This window comes from Duganella sp. CY15W (assembly GCF_009857555.1).
GTDB lineage: Bacteria > Pseudomonadota > Gammaproteobacteria > Burkholderiales > Burkholderiaceae_D > Rugamonas > Rugamonas sacchari.
In genome coordinates this window covers 1-14,195 of the sequence record NZ_WWCQ01000009.1, presented here as the reverse complement: position 1 = coordinate 14,195, position 14,195 = coordinate 1, and the positions used below count along the sequence as shown (strand labels likewise).

Below are 14,195 nucleotides of genomic sequence, written 5' to 3'. Positions count from 1 at the left end.
TGTGACAGCTTATGGCCGGCGCGTGATTTTTACTTCGTAGATCTTGGGCCACAGTTTGCCGGTGACGAACAGGCGTTTTTTATCGGCGTCGTAGGCGATGCCGTTCATGACGTTTTCGCCGTTCGGTCCTTTGCCGGCATCGGGATAGAGTTTGCTGAAATCGATCCAGCCAACGATCTTGCCGGTGGCAGGATCAATGCGGGCGATGGTGTTGGTGTGCCAGATGTTGGCGTAGATTTCGCCTTCCACCACTTCCAGTTCATTGAGCTGGTCGACCGCAATGCCGTCCGCCGTTACTTTCACGCGGCGTACTTCGAGGAAGGTCTTGGGATCGAGGAAGCGCAGCGTGGCGCTGCCATCACTCATGATGAGTTCTTTGCCGTTCTGCGTCAGGCCCCAGCCTTCGCCCGGGTAGGCAAACTGGCTTTTGAATTCAAAGGTCTTCAGATCGAAGACAAAACCGGTCTGGGTTTGCCAGGTCAGGCCGACCAGCGTATCGCCCCAGGCGGTCAGGCCTTCGCCGAAGTACTGGGGCGGGATGTCTTTGCTTTGCAGGACCTTGCCGGTTTCCAGGTTTACTTTGCGGATCGAGGATTTGCCGTTCAGGCCCGTGCTCTCGTACAGGAAGCCATCGCGGTACAGCAGGCCTTCGGTGAAGGCTTGCGCGTCATGCGGATAGCTGCGCACCACCTTAAAATCGTAGGTGGGGAGTGCAGCCGATGCAACAGCGGGCAGGAAAGTGGAGAGGAGGAGGGCTTGAGCGTAAATCTTTTTCACTATGCAGTCACCGAATTTTGTAGTTCAACCATGGCGTCCAGCGTGGTGCCGGGAGCATTGAGCTCCGCTTCCACGCAGGCGCGGGCTTCCGGCGTTTGCACCAGCGAGACGGCTTGCTGGCGCGCGATCGCCGCCGCAGCAGTATCGCCGCAGCCGTTCAGCAAGTCCAGTACCAATGCAACTTCGGTAGTGTAGTTGAATACATCGGCCAGCAGTTCTGCCATGCCTTCGGAGGTAAGGACGTTAATCTGGTTCTTTTGCTGGTTCAGCTTCATGGCCGCCTGCGCCAGATGTTCTTCCGGCTGCTGCAGATAACGGCGCGCCAGCTGATAGTCGCCACAGGCCATCAGTGAGGGCAGGGCGATGCGGGCTGTCTGCTGTTTCAGCGCGTCGGGTAGCCGCTGGAACAGGTGGTAAGTATTCTGCAAGTCGCCCAGCTTGTCGTTGACCACGCGGATGTCATTGAACAGCGCTGTATCGGTCGGCTCGCTCAGCAGCTGCTCAGCCATGTGGTTGCGCAGATCAACCAGCGCGTGATGGGCGGGCAGGTATTCTTCCGCAAGCTTGGCCCATGCGGCCAGCACGTAGGACAGGCGCAGCGATGCGGTGTCCGCGTCCTTGGCGGTGGCCTCAAATAGCCAGATGTATTCCTGCAGGGCTTCTTCAAACTTGCCCTCGGCGTGGATACTCCAGGCGTTTTCCAGTCTTTGAACGATATCCATTACTACCTCGAATGGTAAGAATGGACATTTTAATACCGAAAAATAAAACTCAGGCGCGGAGTTGGATGGCTATTGTGCTGCTAATCTCGTTGATGGGGGCGGGCGCGCATGGCTTCACCGATCATGACCAGCACCGGGCCATGTGGTGTGCCCAGGCCCTGGCTCAAGGTGGTGATGTCCATACGGTGGGTTTGCTGGTCGGCGCGGCTGACGTTTTCGATGACGACCACCGGCGTATCCGGTTTGTGGCCATGTGCCAGCAGGCGCTCTGCGGTGGCGATGGCTTCGCGGCCGCCCATATACTGCACCAGCGTGTCGGTTTCGGGAATGGCGTCGTGGTCCGCGTGTTCAGCTGCGGTGGACGAGGTGAAAAAACCGACGCTGCGCGCCACGCCGCGCTTGGTCAGCGGCTGCTTGGTGGTCGCTGCTGCCGCCAGCGCGGTGGTGATGCCGGGGACGACTTCCACCTCGATGCCAGCTTCTTCCAGCGCACGCAGCTCCTCATCGGCGCGGCCGAAGATCATCGGATCGCCGCCTTTCAGGCGCACCACCAGCCTGGCGCGCTGCGCGCATTCGACCAACTGCTGGTTGATGATCTGCTGCGCGACCGAACGCTGGCCGCTGCGCTTGCCGACCGGGATTTTTTCGGCCTGCTGACACAGGTCCAGCATTTCGGATGTCACCAGTGCGTCGTGCAGCACGATGTCGGCTTGCGCCAGCAGGCGCGCGCCGCGCAGGGTAATCAAGTCCTGGGCGCCAGGACCGGCGCCGATCAAATACACTTTTCCGAGAGCTGGCATGAAAAATCCTTGGCTCCCCGCAGGCGCGGGGATGACGCTGGCTAGGTTTATTGGTCCAGGCGGATCATACCAGCGGCCACGGTCTGATGGGTCACCTCATCGATCAGAATGAAAGCACCAGTGGCGCGGATGTCACTGTAGGCGTCGGCCGCCAACGGCTGCTGCACTGCCAGCTCGATGGTGGCGATGTCGTTGAGCTTGAGGCCTTCGGCGCTGTGGCGCTGCTGGGTGTTGATGTCCAGCAGGGATTCAATCGCTTTCACTTTCGCCGACGTCTGCTTGGTGCCGTGCTTGATCCAGTACTTGCGGCGCACGTCCAGCGGCTCGTCGGACATCCAGCACACGTCGGCCTTCAGCTGTTTCAGCTGCGTGGCCGGCTGTGCGGCATTGGCCAGCAGGTCACCGCGCGAGATGTCCAGGTATTCGTTCAGCAGCAGCGTGATCGACTGGCCGGCGACGGCCGACTGGTGCGAGCCTTCGAGCGTGACGATGTCTTTCACGGTCGCAGCCTGGCCGGATGGCTGCACCACCAGCGTGTCGCCCACCGAGACCTTGCCCGACTCGATACGGCCCATGTAGCCGCGGAAGTCATTGGCTTCGTGGCCGTTGTGGCGCGCCACCAGCTGCACCGGGAAGCGGAATGGCGCGTCGTGCGACTCGTCGTAGACGGACAGCGATTCCAGCAGCTCGATCAGCGTCGGGCCTTGGTACCAGCCCAGCTTCTCGCTCTTTTCCACCACGTTGTCGCCGCTCAGGGCGGACAGCGGAATCGGCGTGATGTCTTTCAGGCCCAGCGAGGCAGCGAATTCGCCATAGGCTTTGACGATGCGGTTGTAGATGTCCTCATCGTAGTTCACCAGGTCCATCTTGTTGACGGCCACGATGACGTGCTCGATTTGCAGCAGGTGGGCGATGGTTGAATGGCGTTTGGTCTGGATCAGCAGCTCCACGCCGCCGTCTTCGCGCAGCTTCACTTTCGATACGTCCACCAGGATGATGACGGCATCGGCGGTCGACGCGCCGGTCACCATATTGCGGGTGTACTGCTCGTGGCCTGGCGTGTCGGCGATGATGAATTTGCGTTTCGGCGTGGCGAAGTAGCGGTAGGCGACGTCGATGGTGATGCCTTGTTCGCGTTCGGCTTCCAGGCCGTCGGTCAGCAGCGACAGGTCGACGGTGTCGCCGACGGTGCGCTTGTGCTTGGAGCGCGACATGGCGTCCAGCTGGTCGGCGAAGATGCCTTTGCTGTCGAACAGCAGGCGGCCGATCAGGGTGGACTTGCCGTCATCGACGGAACCGGCGGTGATAAAACGCAGCAGGCCGCGTTCGTTCGAAGTAGTCGTAGTCATTAGAAGTATCCTGCTTTTTTACGTTTTTCCATCGATGCTTCGGAGGTCTGGTCGTCCATGCGGGTGGCGCCGCGCTCCGTCACCTGGGTGATCGCGGTTTCAGCGATGATCTGCTCCACGGTGGCCGCGTCCGAGGACACCGGGCAGGTGCAGGAGATGTCGCCGACGGTACGGAAGCGCACCACTTGCGTTTCGACGGTTTCGCCTTCGCGGGCCGGGGTCAGATCCGTCAGCGGCACCAGCAGGCCATTGCGCGGAATCACCTGGCGCTCATGGGCGAAGTAGATCGGCGGCAGTTCCAGTTTTTCACGGGCGATGTACTGCCACACATCCAGCTCGGTCCAGTTCGAGATCGGGAACACACGCATGTTCTCGCCGGCATGGACGCGGGTGTTATACAGGTCCCACAGTTCCGGGCGCTGCGACTTCGGGTCCCACTGGCCGAATTCATCGCGGAACGAGAAGATGCGCTCCTTGGCGCGGGCTTTCTCTTCGTCGCGGCGGGCGCCGCCGATGCAGGCGTCGAAGCCATGTTCGGCGATGGTTTCCAGCAGCGTCACCGCCTGTGAGGCGTTGCGCGAATCGGTTTGCGGATTGCGCAGGCGTACCGTGCCTTTTTTGATCGAGTCTTCGACCGAGCCGACGATCAGGCGTTCGCCCAGTTCGGCCACGCGCTTGTCGCGGAAGGTAATCACCTCCTGGAAGTTGTGGCCGGTGTCGACGTGCACCAGCGGGAACGGGAATTTACCAGGACGGAAAGCCTTCTCCGCAATGCGCAGCAGGACCACCGAGTCTTTACCGCCCGAGAACAGCAGGGCCGGGTTGCTGCATTCGGCAGCGACTTCGCGCATGATGTGGATGGCTTCCGATTCCAGGGCATCGAGGTGGCGCGAGTTCACTTGCGCGTTTTGTTCAACTAAAGCGTTCATTGGACTAGCCTATTCTTTGAAGCCGCTTATGCAGCGACAGATTTAATGCGTATCAGTTTGCCGTCGACGACGTGGAGGCCGCATTCTTTCGATTCCGGGTTCTCCCACCACCAGCGTCCGGCGCGGACATCTTCACCTGGCTGTATGGCTCGGGTACACGGTTCGCAGCCGATCGATGGATAACCCTGGTCGTGCAGCGCGTTGTACGGCACGCCGTTGTCGCGGATGTAGTTCCAGATGTCGTCCTCGGACCAATCGGCCAGCGGATTAAACTTGGTCATGAAGTGCGCCGGATCGTCCTCTTCCACCAGCAGCGAGGTGCGGGTCGCCGCTTGCGTGCGGCGCTGGCCCGTGACCCAGGCCTTGTTGCCGGACAGTGCGCGGTTGAGCGGCTCGACCTTGCGGATGCGGCAGCATTCCTTGCGCATCTCGACGCTGTCGTAGAAGGCGTTCAGGCCATGCTGTGCGACGTAGCTATCGACCGCATCCTGCTGCGGCTTGTAGACAGCGATGTCGTAGCCATAGTGCTGCTTCACCTTGTCCAGCATGGCCAGCGTTTCTTTATGCAGGCGGCCGGTTTCAAGCGAGAAGATGCCGATGTTGTGCTTGGCCTTCAGGATCATATCGGTCAGCACCATGTCTTCGGCCGCCAGCGAGGAGGCGAAAACGGCGGGGCTGAAATCGCTGGCGATGCGGGACAGCGTGGCGTGCGTGTCCGCAATCAGCTTGCTCAGGTCACTCATTGCAGCTCCAATCAAATACCGGCGCCGTCGTTGTTGGCCGTAGCCGGCACCGGGCGTGCGTGGCGGCGGAACAGCGGCACTTTCTGATCGACCGAAGCCTGATAGGTTTCGGAGAAATCGGACAGGCCTTTCAGCGCATCATGTACATCGCGGTCGGCGCGGATGGCGTAGGCGTCAAAGCCCACGCGCTGCATCGAGAACAGCTGGTCGCGCAGCACATCGCCGACGGCGCGCAGTTCGCCGGTCCAGCCCAGGCGGGTACGCAGGTTGTAGGCGATCGAGTAGCCGCGGCCATCGGTAAATTTGGGGAAATCGACGGCGATCAGCGGGAACTGGTCCAGCAGGTCTTTCAGCGTTTCAGGGCGCTCGTCCGATGCGATCCACACGGCGATCTCGCCGGCGGCGGTGCGTGCCGCCAGCACCTCGCGCTGCACCAGCCACAGGCTCAGTGGCACGATGAATTTGCCCTCCGGGACCGCCACGGTGGCGGCATCGACAACGGGTGCGCCTTCGACGGGCTCGGCCAGGCGCAGCACTTGCCAGTCGTCGGCGACAACTTCACGGCCCTTGATGATCAGGTTTTTTACTGCTTCAGACATATTCATCCTCTCCAACCAGACGGCCGCCTTTTTCAGCGATCGGCGTGGCGTACACAAATTCCTTGAATGGTGCGACGCCCAGGCGATGCACACAGGCGGCAAACGATTCATCTTCAAAACGCTCGCGCAGATAAACCTGCAGCAGGCGGTCGATCACTTCCGGCATCTGCAGCGCGGAGAACGATGGGCCGATGATCTTGCCGATGGCGGCGTTGTTGCCTTGCGCGCCGCCGATCGACACCTGATACCATTCGCTGCCGTCCTTGTCCACGCCCAGCACGCCGATGCTGCCGACGTGGTGGTGGCCGCAGGCGTTGATGCAGCCGGAGATATTCAGTTCGATCTCGCCGATGTCATGCTGGTAGTCGAGGTTATCGAAACGCTCCGAGATGGCTGCCGCAATCGGCAGCGACTTGGCGTTGGCCAGCGAGCAGAAGTCGCCGCCCGGGCAGCAGATCATGTCGGTCAGCAGGCCGATGTTCGGCGTGGCCAGGCCATGGGCCTTGGCTTCCTGCCACAGCGCGAACAACTGCGATTGTTCGACGTCGGCCAGCACGATGTTCTGTTCGTGGGTGACGCGCAGTTCGTTAAAGCTGTAGCGGTCTGCCAGGTCGGCCATGAAGTCCATCTGTTCAGCCGTGGCGTCGCCCGGCGGCACGCCGGTCTTTTTCAGCGACAGCACCACGGCGGCGTAGCCCGGCACCTTGTGCGGCTTGACGTTGCGCTTCAACCAGTTGGCGAAGGCCTTGTGCTCCGCGGCTTGCGCCTGCAGGGCGGCGTCGCTGTCTTCCAGCGCTTTGTAGGCTGGCGGCTGGAAGTAGTCGATCACGCGCTGCATCTCTTCGACGGTCAGGGTTTCAGGACCGTCCTTGAGATCGACCCATTCTTCCTCTACCTGGCGCGTGAATTCTTCCACGCCCACGGCTTTCAGCAGGATCTTGATGCGGGCTTTGTATTTGTTGTCGCGGCGGCCGTACTGGTTATACACGCGCATCACGGCTTCGGTGTAGGTCAGCAGGTGCTGCCATGGCAGGAATTCGCGGATCACGCTGCCGATGATGGGCGTACGGCCCATGCCGCCGCCGGCCATGAACTTGAAGCCGATTTCACCGGCTTCGTTGCGCACCACGGTCAGGCCGATGTCGTGAATCGCGATCGCGGCGCGGTCTTCCACGGCGCCGTTGATGGCGACCTTGAATTTACGCGGCAGGGCGATGAACTCCGGGTGGAAGGTCGACCATTGACGCAGCACTTCGGCGTACGGACGTGGATCGATGATCTCGTCGGCGGCCACGCCGGCATACGGGTCGGAAGTGGTGTTGCGGATGCAGTTGCCCGAGGTCTGGATGGCGTGCATCTCCACCGAGGCCAGGTCGCTCAGGATATCCGGTGTCTGTTCCAGTTCAACCCAGTTAAACTGGATGTTTTGACGGGTGGTGAAGTGGCCATAGCCGCGGTCGTACTTGCGGGCGATATGGGCGAACATACGCATTTGCTTGGATGCCAACAGACCGTACGGCACGGCAATGCGCAGCATGTAGGCGTGACGTTGCATGTACAAGCCGTTCTGCAAGCGCAGCGGCAGGAATTCGGCTTCGGTCAGCTCATCAGCCAGGCGGCGGCGTACCTGGTCGCGGTACTGGGCGATGCGCTCGCGGACGATGAGGTGGTCGTACTGGTCGTATTGATACATGTATATTCTTCCTGGATAGTCGCTGATTCCCCAAACTGGTGCTAATAGTAATAAACTTCGTCTTTATTCCATACGACTTAGTCTTTATTTGCTTATATAAGGATTGGGCATAAGCATGGACGCTAATAATTTTAAGATGGGCCAAGACCTGCAATGAACCTTCATCAATTGCGCTTTGTGCGCGAAGCAGTACGCCAGAACTACAACCTGACCGACGCCGCCAAGGCGCTGTTTACCTCGCAGCCGGGCGTGTCCAAGGCGATTATCGAACTGGAGGAGGAGCTGGGAGTCGATATCTTCACCCGCCACGGCAAGCGTATCCGCGGCCTGACCGAGCCGGGGCGGCTGGTGCTGGAGTCGGTGGAATTGATTATGCAGGAGATCGACAGCCTCAAGCGCATCGGCAAGGAATATGCGGCCCAGGACAGCGGCAGTTTTACCATCGCCACCACACACACACAGGCGCGCTACACGCTGCCGAAAGTGGTGCAGGCCTTCATGGTCAAGTTCCCCAAGGTGCGCTTATCTTTATTGCAAGGCAATCCGCAGCAGATTGCCGAGATGGTTCAGCGCGACCAGGCCGACCTGGCAATTGCCACCGAATCGATTGCTGGTGTGAATGGTTTGGTAACATTGCCATGCTATCAATGGGAGCACGTGGTGGTGGTGCCACCCGACCATGCGCTGCTGCGCACCAAGCAGCCGACGCTGGAAGAGATCGCCGCTTTCCCGATCATCACGTATGATGGCGCCTTTGCCGGCCGCAGCAAGATCGACCATGCGTTTGCCCTGCGCGGCCTGAAGCTGGACGTGCTGCTGGAAGCCATCGACGCCGATGTCATCAAGACTTATGTGGAGCTGGGCATGGGGATTGGTATCATAGCGGGGATGGCCTTTGACGCCGAGCGCGACAAAAACCTGCGCGCCATCCCGGTGGGCCACCTGTTCGGCATGAATGTGTCGCGGGTGGCGGTCAAGCAGGGCGCCTATCTGCGCAGCTATATCTACACCTTTATCGAACTGCTGGCCCCGACGCTCAACCGCAAGTTGATCGAACAGGCCATGAGCGGCGAAAAAGAGAACTACGAACTATAAAGAAGAAAGCATCATCATGATTACCAACCAGTTGACCCAATATTACGCCGTCAACGCGGATAACTATGACCAGGTCTACGCCAATGAAGAGCGTTTCGACGATCTGGACGATTTGCAGGAAATGGTGGCAGAGCTGTTCACCGGCCATAAAGTGCTGGAACTGGGCTGCGGCACTGCGTACTGGACCGACCTGATCGCGGAAACGGCGGAGTCGGTCTATGCGACGGATATTCTGCAGGAAATGATCGACCTGGCTGAAACCCGTGGCCTTGACGAGGACATCGTGACGTTTGGCGTCATGGATGCGTTTGACCTGCCGGAGGGCCTGCAAGGCCTGTACACGGCAGTGTTTATTGGCAATCTGTGGCGTCACGTGCGCCGTGAGCAGCAGGAAAAATACCTGAAAACCCTGCGCGCCAAGCTGGGCAAGGATATCCTGCTGGTGGTGCTGGACGAGTCGCAGATCGACGGCGAGGTGGTCATCGCCCGCACCGATGCGGACGGTAATACGTATCAGATCGTCACCGCCGATGATGGCGAACGCTATGAAATCATGACCAATTATTTGACCGATAGTACCTTGCGCAAGCGTTTTGCCGACCATGCGCGCCAGATCAAGATCGAGCGCATGGAGCACTACTTCCTGCTGAGCTGCCGCCTGAAATAACGCGGTTCAGTAAGCCGTTTCATCAAAAGCCGCTGCCAGCGGCTTTTTTTTCACTTGTGATGTTGATTTACAACAAATGGTGATTGTCACATTGTTGAAGTAATTGATAGGCATGATCTCGGCCGTGGAATTCAATACTGCAGTTTTTCTTTCAACCTCAAGTAGAGAACATCAAGTGAAAAAACTTACTCTGGCAGCAATGATCATCGGCGGCTTCGCTGCACAAGCTCAAGCTCAATCGAACGTGACGATCTACGGCCTGGTGGATGCCGGTATCGTTGGCGAGCGCGGCGGTGCTGCCGGTTCCGTCACCAAAGTGACCAGCGGTATCGGCGGCCAGTCCCGTCTGGGCTTCCGCGGTACCGAAGACCTGGGCAATGGCCTGTCGGCGATCTTCCAGCTGGAAGCCGGCTTCAAAGCGGACGACGGCACCATCGACAGCGCCGGCACCCTGTTCAACCGCCAGGCTTTCGTTGGCCTGAAGAGCAAAGAAGCTGGTCAGCTGACCATCGGCCGTCAGTACACCCCGCTGTACCTGGCACAAAGCCAGGTGGCTGACCCGTTCGGCGCCGGCTACGCTGGTTCGATCAAAAATCTGTTCCCATCGGCTGGCGCCAACACCCGCGCGAGCAACGCGCTGGTGTACTCGACCCCAACCGTGGAAGGCTTCAGCGGCGACGTGCTGTACTCGCTGGGCGAGCAGGCTGGCAGCGCCACCGCCGGCCGTCAATTCGGTCTGGGCCTGAACTACGCCCAAGGCCCGCTGAACGCGCGCCTGGTGTACAACAACAAGAACAACGACACCGCTGCTGTCGGCGCCACTCCAGCCAAGCTGCAGGATACCGGCCGCAACACCATGTTCGCGATCAACTACGACTTCCAGGTTGTGAAAGCCTTCTTCGCTTTCAGCGCAGACAAAGGCGTGAACAGCGCCCAGATCCCGGTCGCCAACGCCTACGGCTACACCGTAGCGCCGAAGCCTAGCCTGGACAGCAACGACGTGCTGATCGGCGCCACCGTACCAGTTGGCAACGGTTCGATCATGGCTTCGTACATCCGCAAGAACGACAAGACCGTCAACAACCAGGACGCCGATCAGTGGGCACTGGGCTACCTGTACTCGCTGTCGAAGCGTACCGGCGTGTACCTGGCCTACGCCAAGATCAAGAACAAGAACGGCGCTGGCTACACCGTTGGTAACAACAACGAAGCTGGTAGCGGCGACAAGGCCTTCAACGTCGGCTTCCGTCACGCGTTCTAAGCTGTATCTGGCGGCAGCGGCAGGCGTATCATGATGCGCGTGCCGCCGTCGTTGACGATGGCGATATCGCCATGCAGTGCCCAGACGCGCTCGCGCATCCCGATCAGGCCGAAGGACGAGGCTTTGTCCATGTCCTTTTCGGCGATGCCGCGACCGTCGTCATGGATCGAGATGTGCAGGGCGTCGTCCTTGCGGTACAGCGACAGCCTCACCGTGCGCGCTTCAGCGTGGCGCGTGATGTTGGTCAGCGCTTCCTGCACGATGCGGAAGATGGCCGTGCTGTAGGCATCATCGAGTATCAAATCCCCTTCGTTGGCGCTGAGCGTGCAGCTGATGCCGTGGCGCGCGACAAATTCCTGGCGCAGGCTGTGCAGCGCAAAATACAACCCTCCCTCATCCAGCGCCCGTGGTCGCAAGTTGCTGGCAATACGCCGCAGCGAGGTGATGGCTGACATCAACAGCTCATCCATGCCGGCCTGCAGCTTGCGCGTGGCCGCGTGATTATTGCCCTGGCGTTGCAGCAGGGCCAGATCACCGCGCAGGGTGGCCAGCAGCTGGCCCAGATCGTCGTGCAGTTCGCGTGCGATGTGCTTGCGTTCTTCTTCGCGGATGGTTTGCAGCGCGGCGGATAGCTCGCGCAGCTCGGCATAGGATTGTTCGGTAGCGGGGGAGGCGCGGTCGTGGCCGAGGCGCCAGCACAGGCGGCCGGTTGCCGCGAGGGCGGCGAGCAACAACAGGGCACGGGTGGGGCGCATGTGGATCTCCCTGCGGCCGGAAATCGGCCGCGAGGAGTCACACTAAATCAGGCTGGGTGGAGCAGGTTTGATGTGCCGCAGTTACATCTGCTTGAACAGATGCAGGAAGCTGCGGCTCACTTCCAGCTTTTCCGGACGGCCTTTGATCATCACCAGGTGACGGCCGCGGATGTCGCGCGTCACGCCTTCAATGGCGTTGACGTTGACCAGCGTGGCACGGTGGATTTGCCAGAACAGCGCCGGGTCCAGTTCGTCGGCGAGGTCGCGCACGGGCTTGCGGATCAGCGCCTCGTACTTCTCGGTCTGCACACAGGTGTACTTTTCGTCCGAGCGGAAGAACAGGATCTCTTCGACCGGAATCATGCGCAGGTCCTGGCCGATGCTGGCCTGTATCCACTGCAGGTGCGCTGGTTTTGGTGCGGCGATTTTCTCGGTCAGCTGCGCCAGCATGGCGGTGACGCTGGCGTTGATGTCGGCGCCTGCGGCCGGTTTGTTCATGCGGCCTTTGAGGCGGTCCACCGTCACCTGCAGGCGCTCCTGCTCGGGCGGTTTCAACACGTAATCGACCGCGCCCCGTTCGAAGGCTTCCACCGCATAGGCATCGTAGGCGGTGACGAACACGATCTGGCTCTTGTTGCCGATGATGGCGGCCGCTTCCATGCCGGTCTTGCCGGGCATGCGGATATCGAGGAAGGTGAAGTCGGGCTGGAGCTCGTCGACCAGGTCGATGGCTTCGTCGCCGTTTTTGGCTTCGCCAATAATGTCCAGCTCAGGCCATACCTGGCCCAGGCGCATGCGCAACTGGTCGCGCATTAAACGTTCGTCATCTGCAATGATTGCTGTAGGCATCGGTCTCGGGTGTGCGTATTAATTATTCAATCAGTTATTCAATCAATTATTCAACGAATCGTCGTAATAATCAATTGCTGTTATTGGCCTTGGCCAGCTGGTACGGTACTTCAATGGTGACGATCACGCCGCTCGGGCTGTTGGCGGCGATCAGCAACTGCGCCTGGTCGCCGTGCAGCAGTTTCAGGCGTTCGCGGATATTGGTCAGACCCAGGCCGGTGCCGTCGCTGGGCTTGGCGCCGAAGCCGAGGCCGGTATCACTGACAATCACGCGCAGCTTGTTGTGGGCGACGTCGGCGCGCACTTTCAGCGTGCCGCCTTCCGGTTTGCCCTCGAGGCCGTGCTTGATGGCGTTTTCCACCATGGATTGCAGCATCATGGGCGGGAAGGCGGCGGTGCGCAGGCCATCGGAGACGTCAAAGTCCACGGTGAGGCGTTCTTCCATCCGCATTTTCAGCAGATTGAGGTAGGCCAGCACCATATCGGCTTCGCGCCCAAGGTTGGTGATCAGCGAGCTGTCGCGCATTTGCGGCAACACCGCACGCAGGTATTTGATCAGGCTGCGCTGCATGGCGGAGGCGCGCGGCGGGTCGGTTTCGATCAGGTGCTCGACCGACGCCAGCGTGTTGAATAGAAAATGGGGCTCGACCTGGGCTTGCATCATTTGCATCTTGGCTTCGCTGAGCTGGCGCTGCATGGATTCGCGCTCGGCGGCGGCGTTGGCGGACTGGGTCTCGGCCTCGGCGCGCTTTTTGCCGCCCATCAGCGCCTTGGTGCCGAACAGGGCCAGCACCAGCAGGGTGATGAAGCTCTTGAACCAGGTGGAAGCCTGGCCGTGGTAGCGGGCGACTTTCTGTTCGGCGGCATCATCCACGGCTTCCTCAATGGCATTGGACAGCTCTTCGCCAATTTGCGGCGGCAGGTCAATGTGGACTTCCTCGCCAGGCAAGGTGGGCAGGGCTGGCACCGAGGCCGCACCGCTCTTGCCGGCTTTTGCCGATGGGGCGGCTGGTGCGGCAGGGGCTGCTGGTGCTGCCGGCGCCTCCGGCGTGGCGGGAGCTTCCGGCGCTTCCGGCGGAGCAGCGGTGCTGTGTTCGTTGTTATCCTCGGCATTCTTGTTGCGGATCTTGCCGCGCGGGTTGAAGTGAATGCCGCTGTCGTCAATCAGGATATTGGTGTCAGCGCCTTTGCGCTTGGCTTTGACCATGCGATCGCCACGATCGATGTCATCCTGGGCCGGATTGGACGAAAACAGCTCATCTTGCAGGATGGAGCCGGCAATCAGCATCAGGACGGCAAACACCAGGAACTTCCACCAGGACAGCTGGGTAACCCAGGTGGCGGTGGCGTCAAACCCCCGGTGCAGCCAGCCGCCGGCAGTTTTCAGGGTGTCTTGCACTTTTGGCGTGGGAAACATGTGAGCCTTCAATCTTAATATGAGGCAAGTGTAGCGATCATCGTCTGGTGACGCCATGCGATTGCGACAGTCTGCAAAAAACGGGGATTGGACGGCAAAGTAAAAGGAAGCACTTGCCAAACTGCGGAGGGGTTGCTATAGTTCGGTCCCTCGCGAAACGAAGCATGCAAATGCAGAGTGAAACGAAGAAAAAGAAGAGCTTGACGAGATGTACGAAACGCCTCATAATCTTGCCTCTTCGCTGATGAACAAAACGCTTTATCAGCAACGCAGTACAGAATGATCTTTAAAAAATTACAGTCGATAAATGTGGGCGTTTGATGCTGCAACAAAAAGCATTAAATGCTCCACAAGAAATAAGCAGTAGTAATACTGTCAGTATTTTGAGTGAGCGAACCATCCGGTAAAACGGATAAAACAGAGATTAAACTAAAGAGTTTGATCCTGGCTCAGATTGAACGCTGGCGGCATGCCTTACACATGCAAGTCGAACGGCAGCACGGAGCTTGCTCTGGTGGCGAGTGGCGAACGGGTGAGTA

At 59.8% G+C, this 14,195-nt stretch carries 14 protein-coding genes and 1 rRNA gene; 4 read left to right on the top strand and 11 right to left on the bottom strand.

Annotated features, from left to right (window positions below):
• Window positions 1-9: 9 nt before the first annotated feature.
• From GTP58_RS29380 to GTP58_RS29345, 8 genes are all read right to left on the bottom strand, one after another.
• Window positions 10-777 (bottom strand): glutaminyl-peptide cyclotransferase, encoded by a 768-nt coding sequence (locus GTP58_RS29380; protein WP_161080492.1) that lies wholly within the window; start codon window positions 775-777, stop codon window positions 10-12.
• On the bottom strand, window positions 777-1,499 hold the full coding sequence (locus GTP58_RS29375; protein ID WP_161080491.1) for a hypothetical protein: 723 nt from the start codon (window positions 1,497-1,499) through the stop codon (window positions 777-779). Before GTP58_RS29375 ends, GTP58_RS29380 begins: the two co-directional genes overlap by 1 nt.
• An 80-nt stretch (window positions 1,500-1,579) precedes the next feature.
• Window positions 1,580-2,299 carry a uroporphyrinogen-III C-methyltransferase gene (gene cobA / locus GTP58_RS29370; protein WP_161080490.1) on the bottom strand — a complete coding sequence of 240 codons (720 nt, stop codon included), beginning with the start codon at window positions 2,297-2,299 and terminating at the stop codon, window positions 1,580-1,582.
• A gap of 47 nt (window positions 2,300-2,346) precedes the next feature.
• Complete coding sequence (locus tag GTP58_RS29365) at window positions 2,347-3,648, bottom strand: sulfate adenylyltransferase subunit 1 (protein WP_161080489.1); 1,302 nt, start codon at window positions 3,646-3,648, stop codon at window positions 2,347-2,349.
• Entirely contained in the window at window positions 3,648-4,577 is a 930-nt protein-coding gene (cysD, locus tag GTP58_RS29360) for a sulfate adenylyltransferase subunit CysD (protein ID WP_161080488.1), read from the bottom strand. Before cysD ends, GTP58_RS29365 begins: the two co-directional genes overlap by 1 nt.
• Before the next feature lie 26 nt (window positions 4,578-4,603).
• Window positions 4,604-5,320 carry a phosphoadenylyl-sulfate reductase gene (locus GTP58_RS29355; protein WP_161080487.1) on the bottom strand — a complete coding sequence of 239 codons (717 nt, stop codon included), beginning with the start codon at window positions 5,318-5,320 and terminating at the stop codon, window positions 4,604-4,606.
• An 11-nt stretch (window positions 5,321-5,331) separates the two neighbouring features.
• Entirely contained in the window at window positions 5,332-5,919 is a 588-nt protein-coding gene (locus tag GTP58_RS29350; RefSeq protein WP_161080486.1) for a DUF934 domain-containing protein, read from the bottom strand.
• Window positions 5,912-7,612, bottom strand: a complete 1,701-nt coding sequence (locus GTP58_RS29345; RefSeq protein ID WP_161080485.1) for a nitrite/sulfite reductase — start codon at window positions 7,610-7,612, stop codon at window positions 5,912-5,914. Before GTP58_RS29345 ends, GTP58_RS29350 begins: the two co-directional genes overlap by 8 nt.
• Before the next feature lie 153 nt (window positions 7,613-7,765).
• Here GTP58_RS29345 and GTP58_RS29340 point away from each other — a divergent pair, with 153 nt between their 5' ends.
• The 3 genes from GTP58_RS29340 (at window position 7,766) to GTP58_RS29330 (ending at window position 10,635) form a co-directional block, all read left to right on the top strand.
• Window positions 7,766-8,707, top strand: coding sequence for a CysB family HTH-type transcriptional regulator (locus GTP58_RS29340; protein WP_072790451.1), 942 nt, complete (start codon window positions 7,766-7,768; stop codon window positions 8,705-8,707).
• A 16-nt stretch (window positions 8,708-8,723) separates the two neighbouring features.
• Window positions 8,724-9,374: a class I SAM-dependent methyltransferase gene (locus tag GTP58_RS29335; RefSeq protein WP_161080484.1), complete on the top strand. Its 651-nt coding sequence runs from the start codon at window positions 8,724-8,726 to the stop codon at window positions 9,372-9,374.
• A gap of 199 nt (window positions 9,375-9,573) precedes the next feature.
• Entirely contained in the window at window positions 9,574-10,635 is a 1,062-nt protein-coding gene (locus tag GTP58_RS29330; protein WP_072790444.1) for a porin, read from the top strand.
• Here GTP58_RS29330 and GTP58_RS29325 read toward each other — a convergent pair.
• The 3 genes from GTP58_RS29325 to GTP58_RS29315 all read right to left on the bottom strand — a co-directional run bounded on the left by GTP58_RS29325 (window position 10,632) and on the right by GTP58_RS29315 (window position 13,656).
• Window positions 10,632-11,390 (bottom strand): sensor histidine kinase, encoded by a 759-nt coding sequence (locus GTP58_RS29325; protein WP_308937382.1) that lies wholly within the window; start codon window positions 11,388-11,390, stop codon window positions 10,632-10,634. The genes GTP58_RS29330 and GTP58_RS29325 overlap by 4 nt on opposite strands.
• A gap of 81 nt (window positions 11,391-11,471) precedes the next feature.
• On the bottom strand, window positions 11,472-12,239 hold the full coding sequence (locus tag GTP58_RS29320) for a LytTR family DNA-binding domain-containing protein (RefSeq protein ID WP_161080483.1): 768 nt from the start codon (window positions 12,237-12,239) through the stop codon (window positions 11,472-11,474).
• A gap of 70 nt (window positions 12,240-12,309) precedes the next feature.
• Entirely contained in the window at window positions 12,310-13,656 is a 1,347-nt protein-coding gene (locus GTP58_RS29315) for a sensor histidine kinase (protein ID WP_161080482.1), read from the bottom strand.
• A 426-nt stretch (window positions 13,657-14,082) separates the two neighbouring features.
• On the opposite strand from GTP58_RS29315, the gene GTP58_RS29310 reads away from it, so the two are divergent.
• A 16S ribosomal RNA gene (locus tag GTP58_RS29310) occupies window positions 14,083-14,195 on the top strand; the annotation flags it as partial.

Bases quoted from the DNA above. Each gene is read 5' to 3' on its own strand.
- GTP58_RS29375 (WP_161080491.1), bottom strand. From the start codon at position 1,499: ATGGATATCGTTCAAAGACTGGAAAACGCCTGGAGTATCCACGCCGAG.
- cobA (WP_161080490.1), bottom strand. From the start codon at position 2,299: ATGCCAGCTCTCGGAAAAGTGTATTTGATCGGCGCCGGTCCTGGCGCC.
- GTP58_RS29365 (WP_161080489.1), bottom strand. From the start codon at position 3,648: ATGACTACGACTACTTCGAACGAACGCGGCCTGCTGCGTTTTATCACC.
- cysD (WP_161080488.1), bottom strand. From the start codon at position 4,577: ATGAACGCTTTAGTTGAACAAAACGCGCAAGTGAACTCGCGCCACCTC.
- GTP58_RS29355 (WP_161080487.1), bottom strand. From the start codon at position 5,320: ATGAGTGACCTGAGCAAGCTGATTGCGGACACGCACGCCACGCTGTCC.
- GTP58_RS29350 (WP_161080486.1), bottom strand. From the start codon at position 5,919: ATGTCTGAAGCAGTAAAAAACCTGATCATCAAGGGCCGTGAAGTTGTC.
- GTP58_RS29345 (WP_161080485.1), bottom strand. From the start codon at position 7,612: ATGTATCAATACGACCAGTACGACCACCTCATCGTCCGCGAGCGCATC.
- GTP58_RS29340 (WP_072790451.1), top strand. From the start codon at position 7,766: ATGAACCTTCATCAATTGCGCTTTGTGCGCGAAGCAGTACGCCAGAAC.
- GTP58_RS29335 (WP_161080484.1), top strand. From the start codon at position 8,724: ATGATTACCAACCAGTTGACCCAATATTACGCCGTCAACGCGGATAAC.
- GTP58_RS29330 (WP_072790444.1), top strand. From the start codon at position 9,574: ATGATCATCGGCGGCTTCGCTGCACAAGCTCAAGCTCAATCGAACGTG.
- GTP58_RS29325 (WP_308937382.1), bottom strand. From the start codon at position 11,390: ATGCGCCCCACCCGTGCCCTGTTGTTGCTCGCCGCCCTCGCGGCAACC.
- GTP58_RS29320 (WP_161080483.1), bottom strand. From the start codon at position 12,239: ATGCCTACAGCAATCATTGCAGATGACGAACGTTTAATGCGCGACCAG.
- GTP58_RS29315 (WP_161080482.1), bottom strand. From the start codon at position 13,656: ATGTTTCCCACGCCAAAAGTGCAAGACACCCTGAAAACTGCCGGCGGC.